The sequence below is a fragment of the Nostoc sp. genome (assembly GCF_036917155.1).
Classification (GTDB): Bacteria; Cyanobacteriota; Cyanobacteriia; order Cyanobacteriales; family Nostocaceae; genus Nostoc.
In genome coordinates this window covers 1-20,249 of sequence record NZ_JBALDZ010000143.1, presented here as the reverse complement: position 1 = coordinate 20,249, position 20,249 = coordinate 1, and the positions used below count along the sequence as shown (strand labels likewise).

Sequence of the window (20,249 nt, the reverse complement as noted above, 5' to 3'; positions counted from 1 at the left end):
CATTAATAAGCAAATACCATAGCATTCTTACCTGCCAAATATCAAATTATTACCCGTCACATTTTTTGAGGTTAATTTCGATGACATTTTTGTATAACAACAGCCATGATAATGAGCATCTAATCTCTGAATTAGAAAATCAGAATGGCAATGCCAATATAGCGAATATTGCTAGTAATGAAATATCTTTATTAAATGCGATCGCTCAGGAATTTAAAACTTGGCGGCGACAGTTACAAGATATTGCAACCCACATGCGCCAAGCACCAGATTTTGATACACTACTCAAAATCACTGTCGCGCAACTTAGAGAAAAGATTGGCTGCGATCGCGCCTTAATTTATCAGTTTACTTCCAGGGAATCAGGTAATGTTTTAGCAGAATCCAGAACACTAGGTTGGACACCAACTTTAGGCGAAAATATTCCCGGAATTATTTTTGGCTTATATACTAGCCAAGACTATATAGAACCTGTAGTTATTGATGATATCAATCAGATTCAACTTACCCCTTATCAAAAGCAACTCCTAGAAAAATTTCAAATTAAAGCGAGTTTGAGTTTACCGATTGTAGTAGAAGGTAAAGTGTGGGGGTTACTAGCAGTAAATAATTGCTACTCGACACGACAGTGGCAAGAAGTAGAAATTAGTCTATTATCTCAAATTACAACAGAACTGACTTACAAATTACAGAGCTTTGAATTCCAAAAAGAACAGCAACAGCGGATACTAGCAAAAAAATCAGTAGCTAAAGTCATCGACAAAATTCTACGGGTATCAAATGTCGATAAGCTTTTTCAAACAACCACTCAAGAAGTACGTCAATTACTAAAATGCGATCGCGTCGCCGTCTATCGCTTCAAACCTGACTGGAGTGGCGAGTTTGTTTCTGAGTCAGTGGGTAACGGTTGGGTAAAAATGGTCGGCCCTGATTTTTATATGGTCTGGGAAGATACCCACTTACAAGACACTCAAGGAGGACGTTATGCCAAGGGTGAAAGCTTTGTAGTCAATGACATTTATCAAACGGGCCATGCTCAATGTCACATTGACATTTTAGAGCAGTATGAAATGAAGGCTTATATCATTGCACCGATATTTGCTGGAGAAAAATTATGGGGTTTGTTGGCAGCTTATCAAAATTCTGGGCCTCGTGATTGGCAACCTTGGGAAGAAACCTTTGTAACTCAAATTGGGTTGCAATTTGGTGTGGCGATCTCGCAAGGAGAATATCTGGAACAAGTGCAAACAAAATCTGACCAACTAGCTCAAATAGTTGAACAAGAGAAAGTTTTCACTAAGATAGTCAACCGCATCCGACAATCTTCAGATGTAGAAAGTGTCTTCAAAACCACCACTCAAGAAGTGCGTCAATCACTACAATGCGATCGCGTCGCTGTCTATCGTTTTAACCCTGACTGGGGTGGTGAATTTGTGGCTGAGTCTGTGGGTACTGGTTGGACAAAACTGGTAGGTCCTGATATCAAAACCATTTTGGACGATACCTACTTGCAAGAAACTAAAGGAGGTAGGTATGTCAGAGGTGAAAACTTTATCGTTAATGACATCTATCAAGTAGGGTTAGCTCCTTGCCATATTGAGATTTTAAAGCAGTTTGAAGCCAAAGCTTACATCATTGTTCCGATATTCTTTGGGGATAAATTGTGGGGCTTGCTGGCAGCTTATCAAAATTCCAGCACCCGTGAATGGCAAAGCTGGGAAGTGAACTTTTTGGTTCAGACTAGCTTGCAATTTAGCCTCGCTAAATCACAGATAGATTATTTGGAATTAGTGCGGGTAAAATCTGAGAAACTAGCTCAGATAGCGGAACAAGAGAAAGCTGTCACCAAAATTAGTAACCGCATCAGACAATCTTTAGATGTCGAAGAAATCTTCAAAACAACCACTCAAGAAGTCAGACAATTACTAAGATGCGATCGCGTCGCCGTCTATCGTTTCAACCCTAACTGGAGTGGTGAATTTGTCGCAGAGTCAGCAGGTCATCTTTGGGTAAAACTGGTCGGCCCCGATATCAAAACCGTCTGGGAAGACACCCACTTACAAGAAACTCAGGGAGGTCGATACGCCCAAGGAGAAAACTTTGTTGTCAATGACATCTATCAGGTAGGTCATTCTCCTTGCCACATTGAAATTTTAGAGCAATTTGAAGCCAAAGCTTATGTAATTGTTCCTGTATTTGCTGGGGAACAATTGTGGGGATTGCTGGCAGCTTATCAAAATTCCGGAACTCGTGATTGGGAAGAATTAGAAGTCACTTTGTTAGCACGGATTGGTGGCCAGCTAGGACTAGCATTACAACATACCGAGTATTTGCAACAAGTCCAAGCGCAGTCAGCAAAATTAGCAGAGGCAGTAGGACGAGAAAAGGCAGCCAAGGAGTTACTACAACAACGATCTATTCAACTCTTAAAAGCCCTTAGACCTGCTCTCAACGGCGATTTAACAGTACGCGCACCGATTACAGAAGATGAGCTAGGCACGATCGCTGACGCTTACAATAATACCTTGCAAGCGCTGCGGCAAATCGTTATTCAGGTACAGGGAGCTGCTCAACAAGTTGCCCAAACTTCTAGCAATAGCGAGGCTTCACTAGCAGGATTGACCAATCTGGCGCAACAACAATCTGAGGAAATTACCGCAGCTTTAGGTGACATTCAACAGATGGCAGACTCTACTCAAGCTGTAGTAGCCAATGCAGAGTTAGTGCAACTAGCAGTGCAACAAGCCAATCGAACTGTCGAGTCTGGCGATACCGCCATGAACCTGACTGTAAAAGCCATTCAAGGAATTCGCGAAACGGTTGCTCAAACCAGCAAAAAGATTAAACGCCTCAGTGAATCCTCGCAAAAAATCTCCAAAGTGGTGAATTTGATTGGTAATTTTGCTACACAGACAAACGTACTGGCTCTGAATGCAGCCATTGAAGCGACTCGTGCCGGTGAATATGGCAAAGGCTTTGCAGTTGTAGCTGATGAAGTCCGTTCTTTATCTCGCCAGTCAGCAGCAGCAACCATCGAAATTGAAAAATTAGTCCAAGAGATTCAAGCAGAAACCGGGGAAGTTGCAGTAGCGATGGAAACTGGTATTCAGCAGGTAGTGGAAGGTACAAATCTTGTCAGTGACACTCGCCAAAACTTAAATGCGATCGTTTCTGCAACTGCTGAAATTAGTCAGCTAATCGAGCGAATTACCGCAGCGACTCAAAAACAAATGGCGCAATCTGTAACAGTAACAAAATCAATGCAAGATGTCGCAGAAATTGCCGATAAAACTTTTGCTGAATCTCAAGAAATTGCGACTGTGTTCCAAGATTTATCAGGAATGGCGCAAGAGTTATTAAAAACTGCCGATAAATTTAAAGTCAAATGATAAAAAGTTAGGAGTTAGGAGTTGGGAGTTAGGAGTTAGGAGTTGGGAGTTAGGAGTTAGGAGTTAGGAGTTAGGAGTTAGGAGTTAGGAGTTGGGAGTTAGGAGTTAGGAGTTGGGAGTTGGGAGTTGGGAGTTGGGAGTTGGGAGTTAGGAGTTAGGAGTTAGGAGTTAGGAGTTAGGAGTTAGGAGTTAGGAGTTGGGAGTTAGGAGTTAGGAGTTAGGAGTTAGGAGTTAGGAGTTATGGGGACAAAGCATTCGTTTGATAAATTGTGACATCATACCGATATTTTTCAATGCTTTGTCCATATTTGATTGTGAGTTTTGATTTCAACTAAAGAGGAGTGCAATTGGCAGAAAGTATTATTCAGCAGAAAAGTTTTCAATTTGCTTTAGAAATTATTCACCTATATATTAAATTGCAAGAGCAGCGGGAATACGTGCTTTCTAAGCAATTACTACGAAGTGGGACAAGTATTGGCGCGAATGTTGAAGAGGCTAGCGGTGGTCAGAGTAGAAAGGATTTCTTGGCAAAAATGTATATTGCATACAAAGAAGCTAGGGAAACCAAATACTGGCTACGTCTACTACAACAGTCCAAACTAGTAAATATTGATTTAACCAATGAACTAATCTATGCAGATGAAATCATTCGGATTTTGAGTTCAATAGTTAAGACAACTGAAAAATCAATTGGTTGATCAACTCCCAATTCCTAACTCCCAACTCCTAACTCCCAACTCCCAACTCCTAACTCCCAACTCCCAACTCCCAACTCCCAACTCCCAACTCCCAACTCCCAACTCCTAACTCCTAACTCCTAACTCCCAACTCCCAACTCCCAACTCCTAACTCCCAACTCCCAACTCCCAACTCCTAACTCCCAACTCCTAACTCCCAACTCCTAACTCCCAACTCCTAACTCCCAACTCCTAACTCCCAACTCCTAACTCCCAACTCCCAACTCCCAACTCCCAACTCCTAACTCCCAACTCCTAACTCCCAACTCCTAACTCCCAACTCCCAACTCCCAACTCCCAACTCCCAACTCCCAACTCCCAACTCCCAACTCCTAACTCCTAACTCCCAACTCCTAACTCCTAACTCCCAACTCCCAATTCCCAATTCCCAACTCCTAACTCCCAACTCCCAACTCCTAACTCCTAACTCCCCACTTATGATTACAGATAACGAAATTCGCGAACAAGGGTACATCTACTTTCTGGCTGAAGCCCCAGAATTAGTCCAAATTATTGAGCAAGAACTATTTAGCTTGTCGGAAGGTTATAGCACTGCTAAAGTTCACAACTTAATGCGAGCTACTCATACGCTTAAAGGTGGTGCTGCTAATGTTGGGTTAGAAGTAATTAAGATGATTGCCCATTTTTTAGAAGATGTATTTAAGGCTCTTTATAATCCAAAAGTGGTAGTTGATGCTGAATTACAAACACTTTTATTACAAGCTTATGAATGTCTGAGCATTGCATTAAATACTGAGCTAATAGGTAGTACTGTTAACGATCAAGAACTTATCCATCGAGCAACTTCAGTGTTTTCACATTTACAAGACAAACTGGGTGATGCTTTTGGTGCTGACTCTCAGATTCCCACTTCTGAAGAATTAGGATTTGATATTGTGCAGTCGGTTTTTGAAACGGGCGTAGAGCAACGTTTAAATAGCATTGCTGACGCTGTTAAAAATCCACCAAATGATACTGATTTGATTGAGTTTTTACACTCTCAAAGTGAGGTATTTTTTGGCTTGGCGGAATCTCTAAATTTACCTGGGTTGGGAGAAATTGCCCAAACCATTCTATCAGCATTGCGAGCAAATCCCACCCAGGTGCAGCAAATTGCAGAAATTGCCCTTGCAGATTTACAAAAAGCACAAGAATTGGTACTAAAAGGCGATCGCACATCTGGTGGAGAACCTTCTCCAGATTTACGAAAACTCGCAATAGTGGTAAGTCATGAGTTATCTGAAGAATTACAAAATAATTCGTCTCCTGGCATATATATCATCAATGAAGAACAGTTTTACCAGTTTCTCACGACATCTGATAACAATAGGAATGAATCGGTTAATCCCACAACTGCTAGGTTTTATTTAAAAGTAATTCGCTACATTTTTGGCTGGTTTAATCACCAGATGCGAATCCCAGAGTCAGAACTTAAGTTGACATTACTGGTTCCCACATTAGAGAGAAAAAGTCTACTTAATTACATCGAAATCTGGTTGAAAAATTTTCTCGATTTTGTTCAAGATGAAGAAGATAGTCCAAGTCTTTGTATTTATCGACGTGGGATCATCTTAATCATCCTATTTGCAGTTGCAAAGTTTCAATATTCTCTGAAACCATCTGACAGCTACCTCTCAGAAATTAAAATATTACAACATCAAATTTATAAATTAGCAAAAGAATATAAAAATTATCCTCCTGTGACTGGCGAAGAAAAAAATTGGTTGGATAGTCCTAAGTTACAAACACTATTAGTGATTAAAGAGATATCTCAACCAACTGATAACTTGCTAGAAGCAATATGGGGAGAAGAAGCTAACCAAAATCTTGCTGTTGAAGTCGTGAAGACCCAGACTAATGACTCTTCAAGAAAGCTTGATTCTTTAACTGTTCCTGAAACAGCTATTGAAGTCATGCCTGATATTTCTACACAAATCAATAAAGAAATAGAAGATCAATCACAGTATGTTCAAACTAAAAATTTTCGCCAACCTTCATTTATTCGGGTAGATACAGAAAGACTACAACACCTCAACTATCTAGCAGGAGAATTGCTGATTTACCAAAAACGGCGTAGTTTGCAAGATGAACAAGTCAAAGAAATAATTGAGCAATTAATCAAGCAACTCAATAGACATCAAACAACTTTAAATGAGTTACGCGATTTACCATTACAAATGCAAAATATTACTTCACAAGAAACGCAAAGTTTTGCAGTGAATTTTGACTCTTTGGAAATGGATGTATATACAGAGTTTCATCTGACATTGCATGAAGCAATAGAAGAGACGCTGCAACTACAAGAAACTACAGAATCTCTTGACTTGCTCGTGACGCAAGCTGCTCAAATTAGTGACAAACAAGAGAATTTAACTCTTAATATTATAGATAGCTTAGTAGAAGCACGAATGTCGCCTTTGGGCAATATCCTGAATCGCTTTCCCCACATGGTAAATAAGTTGGGGAATGTTCATGCCAAACTTGTAGAATTGAAACTTACTGGTAGTGAAGTACTGGTAGATAAAGCGATCGCAGAAAAGCTCTACGATCCCTTGTTACACTTAGTACGTAACGCTTTTGACCACGGTATTGAAACTCCACAAGTGCGCCGACGGCTTGCTAAACCAGAACAAGGTTTAATCGAAATCTGCGCCTATCATCAGGGTAGCCAAACTGTTATCGAAGTTCGTGATGATGGTCAGGGACTAAATTTAGACAGAATTCGCAGAAAAGCTGCTGAATTTTATCCCATACAAACTGAAGAAAAAACTAGAGCTTATGCTTCTAATCTAGCTGAACCTGAGCTTTTAGATTTGATATTTTCGCCGGGATTTTCTACTGCTAATAAAGTAAGTGAAATTTCTGGGCGCGGGATGGGTTTAGATATTGTCCGTACTCAGATGCACGCGCTTAACGGCTCTATTTCCGTTCAATCTTTACCCAAGCAAGGAACAATATTCATACTCAAAATTCCTTTTTCTATGACTACAGAAAAGTTAATGCTAGTTCAAGCCAAAGGTGTTGTTTATGGTCTGCTTTTGGACAGTATTGAAAAAATATTGATTCCCTCTGAACAACAGATTAAAGAAATTGAAGGTAAAAAAGTCTTACTTTGGAACACAGACAATGATGAGACTATGGTCAGCCTCCGTCAACTTTCAAAGTTGATTAATTATAATGATTCATTCTTGAATAGTACTACTCCATACAACACATCAAATACTCAAGACTCAAGTGTAGCGAAAAATCCTGTGCTTTTGCTCCGACGAAATCAGGCAAAGGTTGCTTTAGAAGTTGACCAAATAATTGGTGAACAAGAACTAGTAATTAGACCTTTAGGAAATGCGATCGCACCGCCAAAATACATTTATGGTTGTAGTAGTTTAGCTAATGGTAATCTCATCTTAATAATTGATGCTTCGTTGCTGGTAAAATCTAGCGATATCCAACAAACAACACTTAATATCAGAGCGCTACCAGTCGCTTCAGCTTCTTCCACAAATCAAAAAGTCTTGCCAATATCAGGACATACTTTTTCATCTACACCATTACTTGCTGCATCGACTTCTACAACAATTATAGAAACCCAACCCAGTTATTCTCAAGAGCCAGATCATAAATCACCAAAAGTTGTTTTAGTAGTAGATGACGCAATTAGTCTCCGGCAGACTCTTTCTCTCACTCTGCAAAAATCTGGCTATCAAGTAATACAAGCTCAAAATGGTGTAGAAGCTCTAGAAAAGTTGCAGTTACATCCTGAGATTCAAATTGTCGTCTCCGATTTAGAGATGCCACGAATGAACGGTTTTGAGTTATTGAGTAATTTCCGTCAATACACAAACTTAGCAAAAATACCTGTGGTGATTCTCACTTCTCGTAGCGCTGAAAAACATCGCCAACTTGCCCAAGAATTGGGTGCAAAGGCTTACTTGACCAAGCCTTTTTTAGAGCATGAGTTTATCTCTAAAATTAAGGAGTTAATTAACAGTAAGACAGATGGTTTAGACAATTTACTAATAGTGGCAAATCATTAACAATTCGTAATAATTGCCTCTGGCAAGAAGCAAGCTACGTAATTCGTAATTTACTAATAACGATCTCTACAAGACGCACAAGCGTTATTACGAATTAGTAATTTTTTGGAAAGCGTATCGTCTGAACAGGGAAGTTCGTCAGTCGTCGGTAACGCATTTTTGAGATCGGGTGAGAGCATAACCGTTGTCTCGCTGGCGTTTGATGCCTTTATTATAAATGAGTGACGAAAAGTTTAGGGTTTGGGTGCAGCTTCACCAAACTTAATCAAAAGTGCGATCGCAATACTAACAAGTAAAATTAACGTCATACTCAAGGCCGAACCAAATCCCCAATTTTGCGTTGCTCCAAGAAACTGGTTATAAACTAACCGCGCCGCCGTCATACTAGAAGCACCACCGAGTAATTCTGGATCGACAAAATCCCCCAAACCTGTGATAAATACAAGCATGGAAGCAGCCGCAATTCCCGGAAAAATTTGCGGTACAGTTACTTGGAAAAAAGTTTCCACAGGATTTGCACCTAAATCAGCTGCCGCTTCTAGTAACCGCTTGTCTAGCTTTTCGAGAGAGGCATATAAAATCAAAACCATATATGGTAACAAGCTGTAACTCATGCCAATTAATACGGCTTGACTATTGTTCAGTAATTCCAAAGTAGGTAAGCCTAAATTGCTGAATAAACCGTTCAATAAACCAGTAGGACGAAGAATGGTAATCCAAGCATAAGAGCGGAGTAACGAAGAAGTCCACAAAGGTAGGACAAAGGCTAATAACAGTAAATTTCGCCAACGCTGCGGCGCTATCTGAGCAATCCAATAGGCGACAGGAAAGCCTAAAATTAAACAAATGATTGTAGTACCAAATGCAAAAAATAGCGATCGCCCAATTACTTGCAGGTAAAGAGAGTCCAATATTCGGATGTAGTTTTTGAATCCGTTAGGATTGACTATATCTCCCGGTCGGATATCTGCAACTAAGCTTAACTCGAAAATTATCAAAGCTGGCAACACCAACAAAAGTAATAACCAAATCCCAGATGGTGCAAGTAATACCAAGGGTTGGAGCCAATTTACTTGTGGGCGATGCAATTCTTCTATTTTAGAAATATCATTTTTTTCCAAATTCACCACTCCTAATTCCTAACTCCTAACTCCTAACTCAATTAACTGCTAGTTAATTGAGTCCAATAACGATCGTAAACCTCTTCAAATTCCTGTACAGGAGCAACACGTTCACAATTTTTTAAAAGTGACTCTGGCGGAAACAAATTAACGTTGCTTTGGATTATTTTTGGCAATTGCTCAAATCCGGCGCTATTCGGTGTAGAAATGTTTAAGCGTTGACTGATTTGGGCTGCTATTTCTGGTTGCAAAATCATGTTAATCCAAGCATAGGCTCCAGCCCTGTTGGGGGCTGTTTTGGGAATTACAATAGTGTCTGTCCATAATGAAGAACCACTGCGAGGAATCACATATTTTAGTTTAGGGTTTTCTTGAGAGATTTTCACTGCATCTGCTGAATAACACATTGCTAGTATTAAATCTCCTGCCAGAATTTGATTTTGCCAAGCGTCAGTATCAAAACGTGCGATCGCAGGTTTTAGCACCTTCAATTTTTCATAAGCTTGTTTGATTTCTTGTTCATTTTTGGAGTTGTAAGAATAACCTAGCATTCGTAACGTTGCACCCATTACTTCTCGAACATCATTGAGCAAAGTCATCTGCTGATTAAGTTGCTCTTGATTTTGCCAAAGATAATCCCAGTCTTGTGGTGCATCTTTAATTTTTTCGGAATTGTAAAGTAAACCTGTTGTCCCCCAGTTAAAAGGGATACTGTAGCGGTTATTGCGATCGTAACTAGGATTCTGAAACCGAGGAAATAAATTCTCTAGACCGATTAAGCGATCGTGATTTATTTCTGTTAGCAAACCCTTGTCTACCATCTTCTGCACCATGTAATCAGATGGGTTGATAATACTGTAAGTGCCACCGCCTCCAGCTTGCAATTTAGCCAGCATGACATCATTAGAATCATACACATCCGCTAGCACTTTCATGCCAGTTTGGGTGCTAAAGGTTTTCAATAATTGGTTGTCAGTATATTGTGTCCAGGTAAAGATATAAAGTTGGTCACGCTGACTATTTGTATTAGAATTAGCACGTACTTCAGCCAGCTTCCAGCCACAACCAGCTAAAGATAAGCCAGAAAGTGCTGCCACTCCTTTTAAAAATTGGCGTCTGTTAGTCATTAAGTTAAAAGTCGATCATCTTTTTTATTGTTGCCAATTGATTTTAGATGTGTTTTTAATTGCAATGTTCATATAGCAATCCAATTTTATTCCTGAATCACTCGTAGAAAAAGGGAACGGGGAATAGGGAATAGGGAACAGGGAAGAAAGATATACTGAGTTTTTTCAAAAATCAAATAGGAGTCCTATAGCTAGCTTAAACATTAACTTAAGTGTATATACTTGTGCAACTGTTAATAATTTACCTTTATCGGACTGGGGACTGGGGACTGGGGACTGGGGACTGGGGACTGGGGACTGGGGACTGGGGACTGGGGACTGGGCAATAAATTCCTTGATTGTTTTGATTGGGGTCTGAATCCACATATTTATCTTCCCAGTCCCCAATTCCTAGTCCCCAATCCCCAGTTCAACTCACTGTAATAACTGTTCCCACACTCTCATTGGCCGATCTATCCACCGCACACACGGCATAGGTTCCGGCTTGTTGGACGGTAGCGAAGGTTGTGCCAGCAGACAAAATTCGCCCAATTGTCCAAGTATCGCCACTCAGCCGATAAAGTGTCCAAGAACGAACTGGCTGATTATCTCCAGGCTGCCAACTCAGTTTGCGGTTATTGACTTGTAGTCCAATAGGTGGAGGAGGTGGTGTTGTATCCTGCCAGGGCAAAGTTGGTGGTAGCGCAGGTTTATTATAAAGTAGACTTTGAAATTTATCAGCAATGCCCTGACTATTTTCTGTCAAAACACTGAGGTTAAAGAAGATATTACCCAGTGACAACTGTCCAGCCTGGCTACGACTAATTTTCACCTGCTTTTCAATCTCATCACTCTCTCGACTCTTGTTGCTTGGTTCTGTTAAGTTGTTACCAGCGTAAACGTGCCTTTGCTTTGTGTTTACCTGTGTCCACCACTTTAGCAACGCCGGATAACTTTGTTGTGCTTGATCTGTGCGCCAGTAAAGTTGAGGCGCGATATAATCAATCCAGCCTTCCTCTAACCATTTTTTCGAGTCGGCATACAGCACGTTGTAAGCATCTAACCCAGTAATACCAGCGGGTTGTCCGGGGCGATAAATCCCAAAGGGACTAATACCAAATTTAACGTCGGGTTTGGTTGCTTTAATTCCCTGGTAGAGGCGCTGTACCATTTTGTTAACATTGTCCCGTCGCCAGTCGCCAAGGCTGAGGGTGCCACCGGCTGTTTTATATGCAGCGTAAGTTTTGTCATCGGGGAAAGACTGTCCCTCGATGGGATATGGATAGAAATAATCATCTAAGTGAATGCCATCAACATCGTAGCGCTTCACTACGTCGATAATTACGTTATACGCCCTATCCTGAACTATTTTTAGTCCTGGATCCATCCACCGTTGAGTTTTCCATAAATAAACGCTTTCTGGATTAGTAACTGCTATGTGGGGACGGACTGTTTTGGCTGGGTCAGTGGAAGTGCTAGCGCGGTAGGGGTTAAACCAAGCATGGAGTTCAATATTGCGCTTATGACATTCTGCGATCGCAAACGCTAAAGGATCATAAAATGGTTCTGGTGCTTTCCCCTGAGTTCCGGTAATCCAAGCACTCCAAGGCTCTAATTGGGATTCATATAAAGCGTCACCCTCTGGTCGCACCTGGAAAATGAGGGCATTGAAGTTTAACGCTTGTAATTTAGTAATAATCTCGGTGAGTTCAGCTTTTTGTTGGGCAACAGGCAGTCCCGCTTTAGAAGGCCAATCACCATTCCACACAGATACTACCCATGCACCCCGGAATTCCCGGCTATGATTTAGCCTAACGCTACCGACAGGTGTGGGTGTTGGTGTCGGCGTTGGTATGGGTGTGGGTATCGGTGTCGGTGTCGGCGTTGATATTGGTGGCTGCACTAGGTAACTAGAGGCAATTTTTTCTGCCTTACCTAAATACACTAAAGCTTGATAAATAATCACTGCCACATCTGCACGGGTGGCTGCGAGATTGGGATTGAGTAATTTGATATTTGGGAAACTAACCACCAATCCCGCGCTGGTGGCAATAGCTACCTGATTTCTACCATACTCAGGAATCTGAACAGAATCTTGATAAATCTGTGGAAGTTGTGAGAGGAGGTCAGATTTTACCTTGGTGGCAATTTCTAACCCTCCTACCAAAGCAACTAAGACTTCTACTCTCGTAATTCGGTTAGCAGAACGGAAAGTTGTATCAGGAAACCCACTCAGAAATGCTTTTTCGTAAGCTGTTTGAATGGCGGCTGCTGCCCAATAATTGGTAGGTACATCAACAAAGGGGACATACTGCCGCTTCTTGGAAATTGTCCCAAATGCGTTAGCGATGATGGCAGCAAATTCAGCGCGGGTTACTGAGTTATCGGGGCGATAGATGCCGTTAGGCGACCCACTGACAATACCACGTTGGGCTAATGCTGTAATAAATGAGCGTGCCCAATGGTTTTGAATATCCGAGAAGGGAGTAGCAATAGATACCATTGTTGATTGCAGCTAGCTGGCATTGATTTTGATTTCCTTAGTTAATCTAGCAATTTTGTTGGCAATCGCTGCTGCAATATCTTGTAAACTTTTTTGGGTACTAAGGACTGGGGACTAGGGATTAGGCGTTCAGAAAATTGTTCTCTAGAGTCCCCCAATATCCAGTCCCCAATCCCCAATCCCCATTCAGGTAGAACGCGCATTCAATCCCAGCATCACGCGGGAAATGCCGGTAAAAATAATGCTGACACCAACTAGTGTCCCAATTAGCCAGGGCGCATTGAAGGGCCACTGGAACCAAATCATTGCACCTAAGACTAGCGTAATAATGCCATTACCTAGTATCCACGTCCAGTTGTCTTGGGGGCGTAATTGGAATGCCAGAATTAACTCGAATGTGCCTTCAGTCAACAAAAAGGTACCAAGCAACAGAGTTAGGGTGAGAACACCTGTATAAGGGTAAACAAACAGCATTATGCCCGTTGCAATATAGAGTCCGCTCAATAGAAGTTTCCAAATAAAACCTCCTCGATCGCGGGTTTGAATAGCATAAACTAGTTTTGTAAATCCGGCGAAAATCAAAATCGCTGCAATCCAAGTTTCGGCGAATATAGTGGCGAAATTAGGCACTGCGATCGCAATTACCCCTAAAACACTCAGGAGAATACCAGTTATCAGTGACCCATTAACATCCTTCTTAATATCTCTAGAAACATCGGTTGTCATACAAATCTTTTCCCTATGCTCAGACTAAACTCTAAATTTAGGTTAGGGAATTTTTTAGTCACAGGGTATAACCCATAGGTAGACTCATTGGTATTAACTTACAAAAGTTCTGCAAGTCTGCTTAGACGCTCATAAACAGAGATGAGGCGATCGCCTTCAAGTTCAACAGAAGTATTTGGATAATTCTGAATAGCTCCAAGTAGTGTAACTTCACCCTTTTGTTTAATAGATGCACTTAAAGCGCTTCGCAACGCTTGTTGATCTAGTTGTCCTGCGGGAGGATGAACTACCTCACCAATTTGGTTAACTAAAATTGGCCCAGCCCAACTAGACAGTAAGTTATTTAAAAAAGCAGGATCGGCTTTGATTGGTGCTTTCAGTGCCTTACGAGCTAAGGCGGGGTCTTGTTTAGCCGCCTGCAAATAAGCTGTTAATACTGGGGTAGTCTTGCCTGTCTCTGTAAACTGACTTAATTCTTCAACAGATATTTGCCCCTGAAAAGTACCATATTTTAAAACAACTTGCTCGGCAGCATTAGCATTAGTAGTTGAGAATAGAACAATAGCACCTACGCCTAAAGCTACTGTTTGAGTGAGTAACTTAGCGAATTTTCTACTGTTTAATCGATTGAAAAGTTGATAAATCTGCATTTTGTCTAACTTGATAATGGTACGGAGCGTATATAGGCAAAAAATGCCTATATCTTAGTATCAAACATTTTCATTAGGCGAAACAGCATGAGGTAGTATTGACTTATCTTTATCTAAGGTTGGTGCAGGTACACCCAAATGCTTCCTTGCAGAATCTTCTGCCGACTTTCGGTCTTGATCGAAAAATTAGAACGCGTAGGCGCAGCCCGTCGCAGGTATCGCTCCATTAAAATGAGTCCTGCATTTACGGAAGATTTTTCGAGTTTTATTTTTCTTATTTTCTCCCCGATCTCCCCATTAGACATCTCCAGAAATTAAATATGCGTTATCCAGAGTCCTTGTAGAGACGTAGCACTGCTACGTCTCTACATTCATTTTCACCAGATGTCTATTCCCCACTTCAAGTTATTTTTCCTGATACCCACCAGCGTAGTCAATCACGCAGATTGTTCTGTATGCTTTGTGAGTTCCATAAGCAACGCCAGAGACTTTGAAAGCGCCGTTAAAAATATTTTTCCGATGACCGCGATCGCGCACACCATCATCAATAATTAATTGCATAACTATATCTTGAGCGGTGTTTGGCCCATAACTGATATTTTCACCTGCCGTTGTTTGCCATGTGCCATAACGGTTGATGCGAGTAAAAGGGTTACTACCATCGCTACCATCATGACCTGTAACACCCTTTGGCCCTTGGTCTTTAACGTGGTCTTTTGCTCCTAAAGACATACCCTTTGATGCACTCAAGGCTCCTATAGGACGTGCTGATTTGAGAAATGCGATCGCTTCATCAACTGCCTTAACTCCTTCTTGAGTTCGCAAATAAGTATTATTAGAAATTTTGACTCGGTTCCCCTCAAAACGCTTTCTATACTTTTCCAGAATCGGGAGATATGACTTGGGATTTGTTCTGACCTTATTTGTCTCAACAATTACCTGTTGTTCTAGCGGTGAAAGATAACTCGCCTTTGCTAACAAAGTTGGACTAGTTTGTACTGCTGGATGAGGGTTGGCTACAGAGGGGTTAGATTGAAACAGTTGATCTGAGCAGCCCAATATCAAGGCAATTGGCAAAAATACCCAAAATTTCATGCGACGCACACATTACCTCACAATTTTTCTATGGATTAATTTAGTGAATTAGAAGAAATAAGAATTTTCAACGCACAGATAAGTCTGTGGAAGCTTCCAAAGTTAGAAACGATATCAAGAACTTAAGTTAGTTCGCCAAAAGAAAGCGCAGATTAACGCACCAGTAATATAGATAAAGTTGCGCTTGCCTTTGTTCCTAAACTGTTACAAATCTATCACTTAATACCTGTTGTAACATTGACAACAATAAAACGTAAATAACAACCAAAATCTTTTTAATTTCTGACGCCTAGTTGCAAATTTACACTTTCAAAAACCAGCGTTGCCGATACATTAGAACACCAACAGCCCACCATAACAACACAGTGATTAGGGCAAATAACAGGGAACCATTCAACGCCCCCGCCCAAGATGCGAAACAATTCTGGTAAATCCAATTGTAAGTAGTGGGAGCGTCTTTGGCACTGCCAATAGTGGTTTTGACTAAGATTTTAATCAACAAAACTGATGCAACGAAAAGAGCGATCGCATTTAAGCCCATAATTTCAAAAGGCTTACTCCAGCGACGCATCAACCGGACTTCGATGAATTCATAACAAGCTGCTAGCAATAATAATGCCCAACCGCTGCTAAAGAACACATAAGAACTTGTCCACAGCTTTTTGTTAATAGGGAATGTCCATCCCCACGCCCAACCGATAATTAAGCAACCAACTCCAAATAATGCTAAACCTGTACTTGTGCGTGACTGTACAGGTTGACTGCGTATCCATTGACCAGTGAAGTAGCCAGCGAGGACACTTACTATAGCGGGAATAGTACTGAAGAGTCCCTCTGGATCTCCCATGAATTTGAAGCCATCACCCTTGTATAAGTGTGCTTTGGGAATAATCAGGCGGTCAACATAAGCACCGAAATTACCTTCCCGCGTCAAAACTCCCGCACCGTATTCTGGCACCAGTACATACATCAGCGTTACCCAGTAACCGATAAGTAGAACTACTGCAAGTATCCATTGACCTTTACGCGGAAGGTTGAGAACAGCTAGAGAAGCCAGTAGATAGGTAAGGCTAATGCGCTGCAACACTCCCATAATGCGGATACTACTCAAATCAAAAGTCCAAAGACCTTGATTCCAAAAGCCATTTAGTAGCAATCCCAAAGTAAAGAGAATGGCCGCGCGGCGCAATATCCGCCAGTAAACAGCTGAGGTTGGTTTATTGCCTTCAGTGTATTTTGACAGCGAGAAAGTCATCGCTACACCGACAATGAAGAGAAAGAAGGGAAATACTAAATCAGTTGGTGTGCAACCGTGCCAATCAGCGTGAGCTAAGGGAGGATATACATCATCTGCGACTCCCGCCATATTGACGAGAATCATCGCAGCGATGGTAATGCCGCGAAAAACATCTAATGAAGTCAGGCGCATAAGCGGAATTTTGTGTTAGATGAGTATATAAGCTACTCCCCTTGATGCAGGTAATCAAGCAAAATTTATAAACTTGGATACAAGGTAAAATTTTGTTAAGTAATTAATTACCACATTTGCTATGCCAATCAAAGTTGGAGATACCGCTCCTAATTTCACTCTACCTGCTCAAAATGGCTCAACAGTAAGCCTCCAAGACTTTCGCGGCAACAAAGCTGTTGTTCTATATTTTTATCCCAAGGACGACACACCCGGATGTACGGCGGAATCTTGCGCCTTTCGCGATCAGTATGAAGTGTTTAAAACCGCTGGCGCTGAAGTTGTCGGTGTCAGTGCTGATTCCAGCGAATCTCACCAGCGATTTGCTGCAAAGTACAATCTACCTTTTACTTTGTTAACTGACAAAGGCGACCAAGTGCGGAAGCTATATGGTGCAACAGCAGCCTTTGGCTTGTTTCCTGGTCGCGTTACTTACGTCATTGACCAACAGGGAGTTGTGCAATACGTGTTTGATTCAATGTTTAACTTTAAAGGTCATGTTGAGGAAGCACTGAAAACTTTGCAACAGATTGCGAAATAGGGCATTGGGGATTGGGTACTGGGGATTGGGTACTGGGGATTGGGGATTGGGGATTGGGTACTGGGTACTGGGTACTGGGTACTGGGTACTGGGTACTGGGTACTGGGTACTGGGTACTGGGGATTGGGAAACTCTCTCCTAGTCCCTAGTCCCTAGTCCCTAGTCCCTAGTCCCTAGTCCCCAGTCCCTAGTCCCTAGTCCCCAGTCCCTAGTCCCCAGTCCCCAGTCCCCATTCCCTATTTAGAATGCGACTTTTCCGGCATGACAATATTAGCGTGGCTTGCCTTGCCATTCTTGCCGTTAGTATGACCGTTACCATTGCGGGGATGGATCACACCATAACCGCCGTGGTTGCGTTCGTAAATGACATTAATCTCTCCAGTTTCAGAATTGTGGAACATATAAAAGTCGTGTCCCACGAGTTGCAGTTGTTCCAAGGCTTCTGCAAGGGTCATCGGCGGCATGGAAAAATATTTGGTGCGGACGACTTCGTTGGGTAATTCGGGGGTGCGATCGCCAATTAAATCTGTGACTACCGTCTCTGCAACAACTACTTCTGTTGGTAGAGCATGAGTTTTCTGGTCTTGGCGTCGTTCTTTGTATTTCCGCAGTTGACGGGCAATTTTATCTGCAACTAAGTCAATGCTGGCGTATAGGTTTTCGCTACTTTCCTCGGCACGAATAACGCTACCGTTAGCATAAATAGTTACTTCAGCTGCTTGTCTTGTATTAATTCGGGGATTCCGGGCGACGCTAAGATGCACATCCACTTCGTTTGTAATATTCTGAAAGTGACTAACTGCTTTTTCAATCTTTTGATGTACATACTCACGAATCGCATCGGTGATTTCAATATTTTTGCTGTGGATGACAAGCTTCATGTAATACTCTCCCGCTGAATATTTGGATGTGTGAATTTGCTTTGTTATGAAAAGAAGTTGCGGTAAGGTTTATTATTCCCGCCAAAACAAATTGTGAACTATATTGTATATAGTGCTGGTAAGCTGTCTCTCAGCTTCCTGCATTTGAGTTGTTGTCAACTATACCCTTGATTTACCTCCTTATCTCTGCGCTGATATCCAATTCGATATCCACTTAGAACTCTTGGGTGAGGCAATCTGAATGGTAGCTCCCATGAGTACCCTCTTCTTTAAAGCAACGCTTACAGAACTGTTGATAGTTGCTCCTTCTGTGTTCGGTTGAAGTTTGCTTGCTGTTGTTAAATAATACAAGTCTTTGTGGAAGTTTGATTCTGTTTGAAATGCAAACAATTTTATGAGAATCATCAGCCAGTGCATTCGTCTTGATCATCTTGGCATGATGCTTATTGCAGAGAATTCCTCCTAAAAACCTATTGAGGTTAATATTCAAGCTAGCACTTTGTATTTTCTAATGCAGGTTCCCTTGACTTTCCTTTAAAATCCTTTGCAAAGCTTAATATTTGTTGATTCTAATCCTGTAACTTGAAATATATTTAGTCCTTAATACAGTTGATTTTTGGCATGATTCATAGTATAAAACCAGAGAAAAACCGTTGTTTGTTGTATAACCAAAGATTAATACCTTACTTAGAAGCTCATGGATGGCAGCGATCGCTCCTAAACGAGCGCATCCAGAACCCAAATCTAGATGACGTGTTAATTTTACTAGAGCATCCTCCTGTCTACACTCTGGGACAAGGAAGCAACTCAGATTTTCTCAAATTTGATATTGACAAAAGTCAGTATGATGTACATCGAATTGAACGAGGCGGTGAGGTTACTTACCATTGTCCTGGTCAACTGGTAGGCTATCCAATTTTAAATCTGCAAAGTTATCGTAAAGACCTCCATTGGTACTTACGGCAACTCGAAGAAGTAATAATTCGCGTATTGACAGTTTATGGATTACAGGGAGAAAGAATTCCGGCTTTTACTGGCGTTTGGTTACAAGGGCGAAAAGTTGCAGCGATTGGTATTAAAGTCAGCCGTTGGATTACTATGCACGGCTTTGCATTAAATGTTTGTCCAGACATGACAGGCTTTGAGCGCATTGTACCCTGCGGTATTTCTGATAAACCTGTAGGCAGTTTAGCCGAATGGATTCCAGGTATCACCTGCCAAGAAGTGCGTTTTTATGTAGCACAGTCCTTTGCGGAAGTCTTTGGTGTGGAATTAGTCGAATCTCAAGAATTTTTCCAGCCTGAGTAAATTTAGCTTGTAATTATGTAAGAAATACTATAGTAGTCCGATTTAAATTGTGAGACACTTGTGAGAGCAGTTACTATTTAATAGTATCAAAATAACTATTTAACTGCGATTGTCGAAGCTAAAATTTGATTATTTACAAATTCCTATACTAACTTTTTACGGCTGTCAAGCACAACTTTGCGCGTGAATTACTCAAATAATTTCCAGGTATATACCCCATCGTTAACGTCTCTGAGAGAACGTGATTGGACAGCTTTGATAGAACTATTTGATAGAGACGACGGTGATGAAATTGAAGCCGACATCAGTGGTAGTTTGTTTTGGCTGATACCTGAACCTTGTTGGGAAGATGATCCCTTTGAATTCTTACGCGAGTACCTTTAATGAGTTAGGAGTTAGGAGTTATGAGTTAGGAGTTATGAGTTAGGAGTTAGGAGTTATGAGTTAGGAGTTAGGAGTTAGGAGTTATGAGTTATGAGTTATGAGTTAGGAGTTAGGAGTTAGGAGTTATGAGTTAGGAGTTAGGAGTTATGAGTTATGAGTTATGAGTTATGAGTTATGAGTTATGAGTTATGAGTTAGGAGTTATGAGTTAGGAGTTATGAGTTATGAGTTATGAGTTATGAGTTATGAGTTATGAGTTATGAGTTATGAGTTATGAGTTATGAGTTATGAGTTATGAGTTATGAGT

General features: G+C 41.2%; 16 protein-coding genes. 7 read left to right on the top strand and 9 right to left on the bottom strand.

Going from position 1 to position 20,249, the window contains the following annotated elements; all coding sequences use genetic code 11:
• Nucleotides 1-80 precede the first annotated feature (80 nt).
• From V7K67_RS19485 to V7K67_RS19475, 3 genes are all read left to right on the top strand, one after another.
• Nucleotides 81-3,389: a GAF domain-containing protein gene (locus tag V7K67_RS19485; protein WP_334729413.1), complete on the top strand. Its 3,309-nt coding sequence runs from the start codon at nt 81-83 to the stop codon at nt 3,387-3,389.
• 341 nt (nt 3,390-3,730) lie between these two features.
• A complete protein-coding gene (locus tag V7K67_RS19480) occupies nt 3,731-4,087 on the top strand; it encodes a four helix bundle protein (protein WP_442943873.1) in 357 nt (118 codons plus the stop codon).
• Between the two features lie 476 nt (nt 4,088-4,563).
• Complete coding sequence (locus V7K67_RS19475; RefSeq protein WP_334729500.1) at nt 4,564-8,160, top strand: hybrid sensor histidine kinase/response regulator; 3,597 nt, start codon at nt 4,564-4,566, stop codon at nt 8,158-8,160.
• Nucleotides 8,161-8,393: 233 nt separating this feature from the next.
• Here the strand turns inward: V7K67_RS19475 and V7K67_RS19470 are convergent, their stop codons facing one another.
• The 8 genes from V7K67_RS19470 to V7K67_RS19435 form a co-directional block, all read right to left on the bottom strand.
• Nucleotides 8,394-9,287 (bottom strand): ABC transporter permease, encoded by an 894-nt coding sequence (locus V7K67_RS19470; protein WP_334705719.1) that lies wholly within the window; start codon nt 9,285-9,287, stop codon nt 8,394-8,396.
• Nucleotides 9,288-9,322: 35 nt separating this feature from the next.
• Entirely contained in the window at nt 9,323-10,408 is a 1,086-nt protein-coding gene (locus tag V7K67_RS19465) for an ABC transporter substrate-binding protein (RefSeq protein WP_334729499.1), read from the bottom strand.
• A 409-nt stretch (nt 10,409-10,817) separates the two neighbouring features.
• Nucleotides 10,818-12,890: a glycoside hydrolase family 10 protein gene (locus V7K67_RS19460; RefSeq protein WP_335167977.1), complete on the bottom strand. Its 2,073-nt coding sequence runs from the start codon at nt 12,888-12,890 to the stop codon at nt 10,818-10,820.
• Nucleotides 12,891-12,931: 41 nt separating this feature from the next.
• The gene (locus V7K67_RS19455) at nt 12,932-13,093 is read right to left on the bottom strand and encodes a hypothetical protein (RefSeq protein ID WP_335167975.1); all 162 of its coding nucleotides are present in this window, start codon (nt 13,091-13,093) and stop codon (nt 12,932-12,934) included.
• Nucleotides 13,077-13,616 (bottom strand): HdeD family acid-resistance protein, encoded by a 540-nt coding sequence (locus tag V7K67_RS19450; protein ID WP_334729497.1) that lies wholly within the window; start codon nt 13,614-13,616, stop codon nt 13,077-13,079. The genes V7K67_RS19455 and V7K67_RS19450 overlap by 17 nt, the downstream gene beginning before the upstream one ends.
• 98 nt (nt 13,617-13,714) lie before the next feature.
• Nucleotides 13,715-14,266, bottom strand: coding sequence for an alpha/beta hydrolase (locus tag V7K67_RS19445; RefSeq protein ID WP_334705694.1), 552 nt, complete (start codon nt 14,264-14,266; stop codon nt 13,715-13,717).
• 405 nt (nt 14,267-14,671) lie between these two features.
• The gene (locus V7K67_RS19440) at nt 14,672-15,370 is read right to left on the bottom strand and encodes a CAP domain-containing protein (RefSeq protein WP_334729046.1); all 699 of its coding nucleotides are present in this window, start codon (nt 15,368-15,370) and stop codon (nt 14,672-14,674) included.
• A 292-nt stretch (nt 15,371-15,662) separates the two neighbouring features.
• Nucleotides 15,663-16,790 (bottom strand): acyltransferase family protein, encoded by a 1,128-nt coding sequence (locus V7K67_RS19435; protein ID WP_335167971.1) that lies wholly within the window; start codon nt 16,788-16,790, stop codon nt 15,663-15,665.
• A gap of 121 nt (nt 16,791-16,911) precedes the next feature.
• Here V7K67_RS19435 and V7K67_RS19430 point away from each other — a divergent pair, with 121 nt between their 5' ends.
• Together V7K67_RS19430 and V7K67_RS19425 are read left to right on the top strand one after the other, a co-directional pair.
• Nucleotides 16,912-17,370, top strand: coding sequence for a peroxiredoxin (locus V7K67_RS19430; protein ID WP_179068657.1), 459 nt, complete (start codon nt 16,912-16,914; stop codon nt 17,368-17,370).
• Nucleotides 17,371-17,374: 4 nt separating this feature from the next.
• Complete coding sequence (locus V7K67_RS19425; protein WP_335167969.1) at nt 17,375-17,512, top strand: hypothetical protein; 138 nt, start codon at nt 17,375-17,377, stop codon at nt 17,510-17,512.
• A 94-nt stretch (nt 17,513-17,606) separates the two neighbouring features.
• Here V7K67_RS19425 and hpf read toward each other — a convergent pair whose 3' ends face one another.
• A complete protein-coding gene (gene hpf, locus V7K67_RS19420) occupies nt 17,607-18,251 on the bottom strand; it encodes a ribosome hibernation-promoting factor, HPF/YfiA family (RefSeq protein ID WP_334729044.1) in 645 nt (214 codons plus the stop codon).
• Between the two features lie 621 nt (nt 18,252-18,872).
• On the opposite strand from hpf, the gene lipB reads away from it, so the two are divergent.
• A complete protein-coding gene (lipB, locus tag V7K67_RS19415; RefSeq protein ID WP_334729043.1) occupies nt 18,873-19,559 on the top strand; it encodes a lipoyl(octanoyl) transferase LipB in 687 nt (228 codons plus the stop codon).
• A 183-nt stretch (nt 19,560-19,742) separates the two neighbouring features.
• Nucleotides 19,743-19,943 (top strand): hypothetical protein, encoded by a 201-nt coding sequence (locus tag V7K67_RS19410; RefSeq protein WP_334705698.1) that lies wholly within the window; start codon nt 19,743-19,745, stop codon nt 19,941-19,943.
• Nucleotides 19,944-20,249 lie beyond the last annotated feature (306 nt).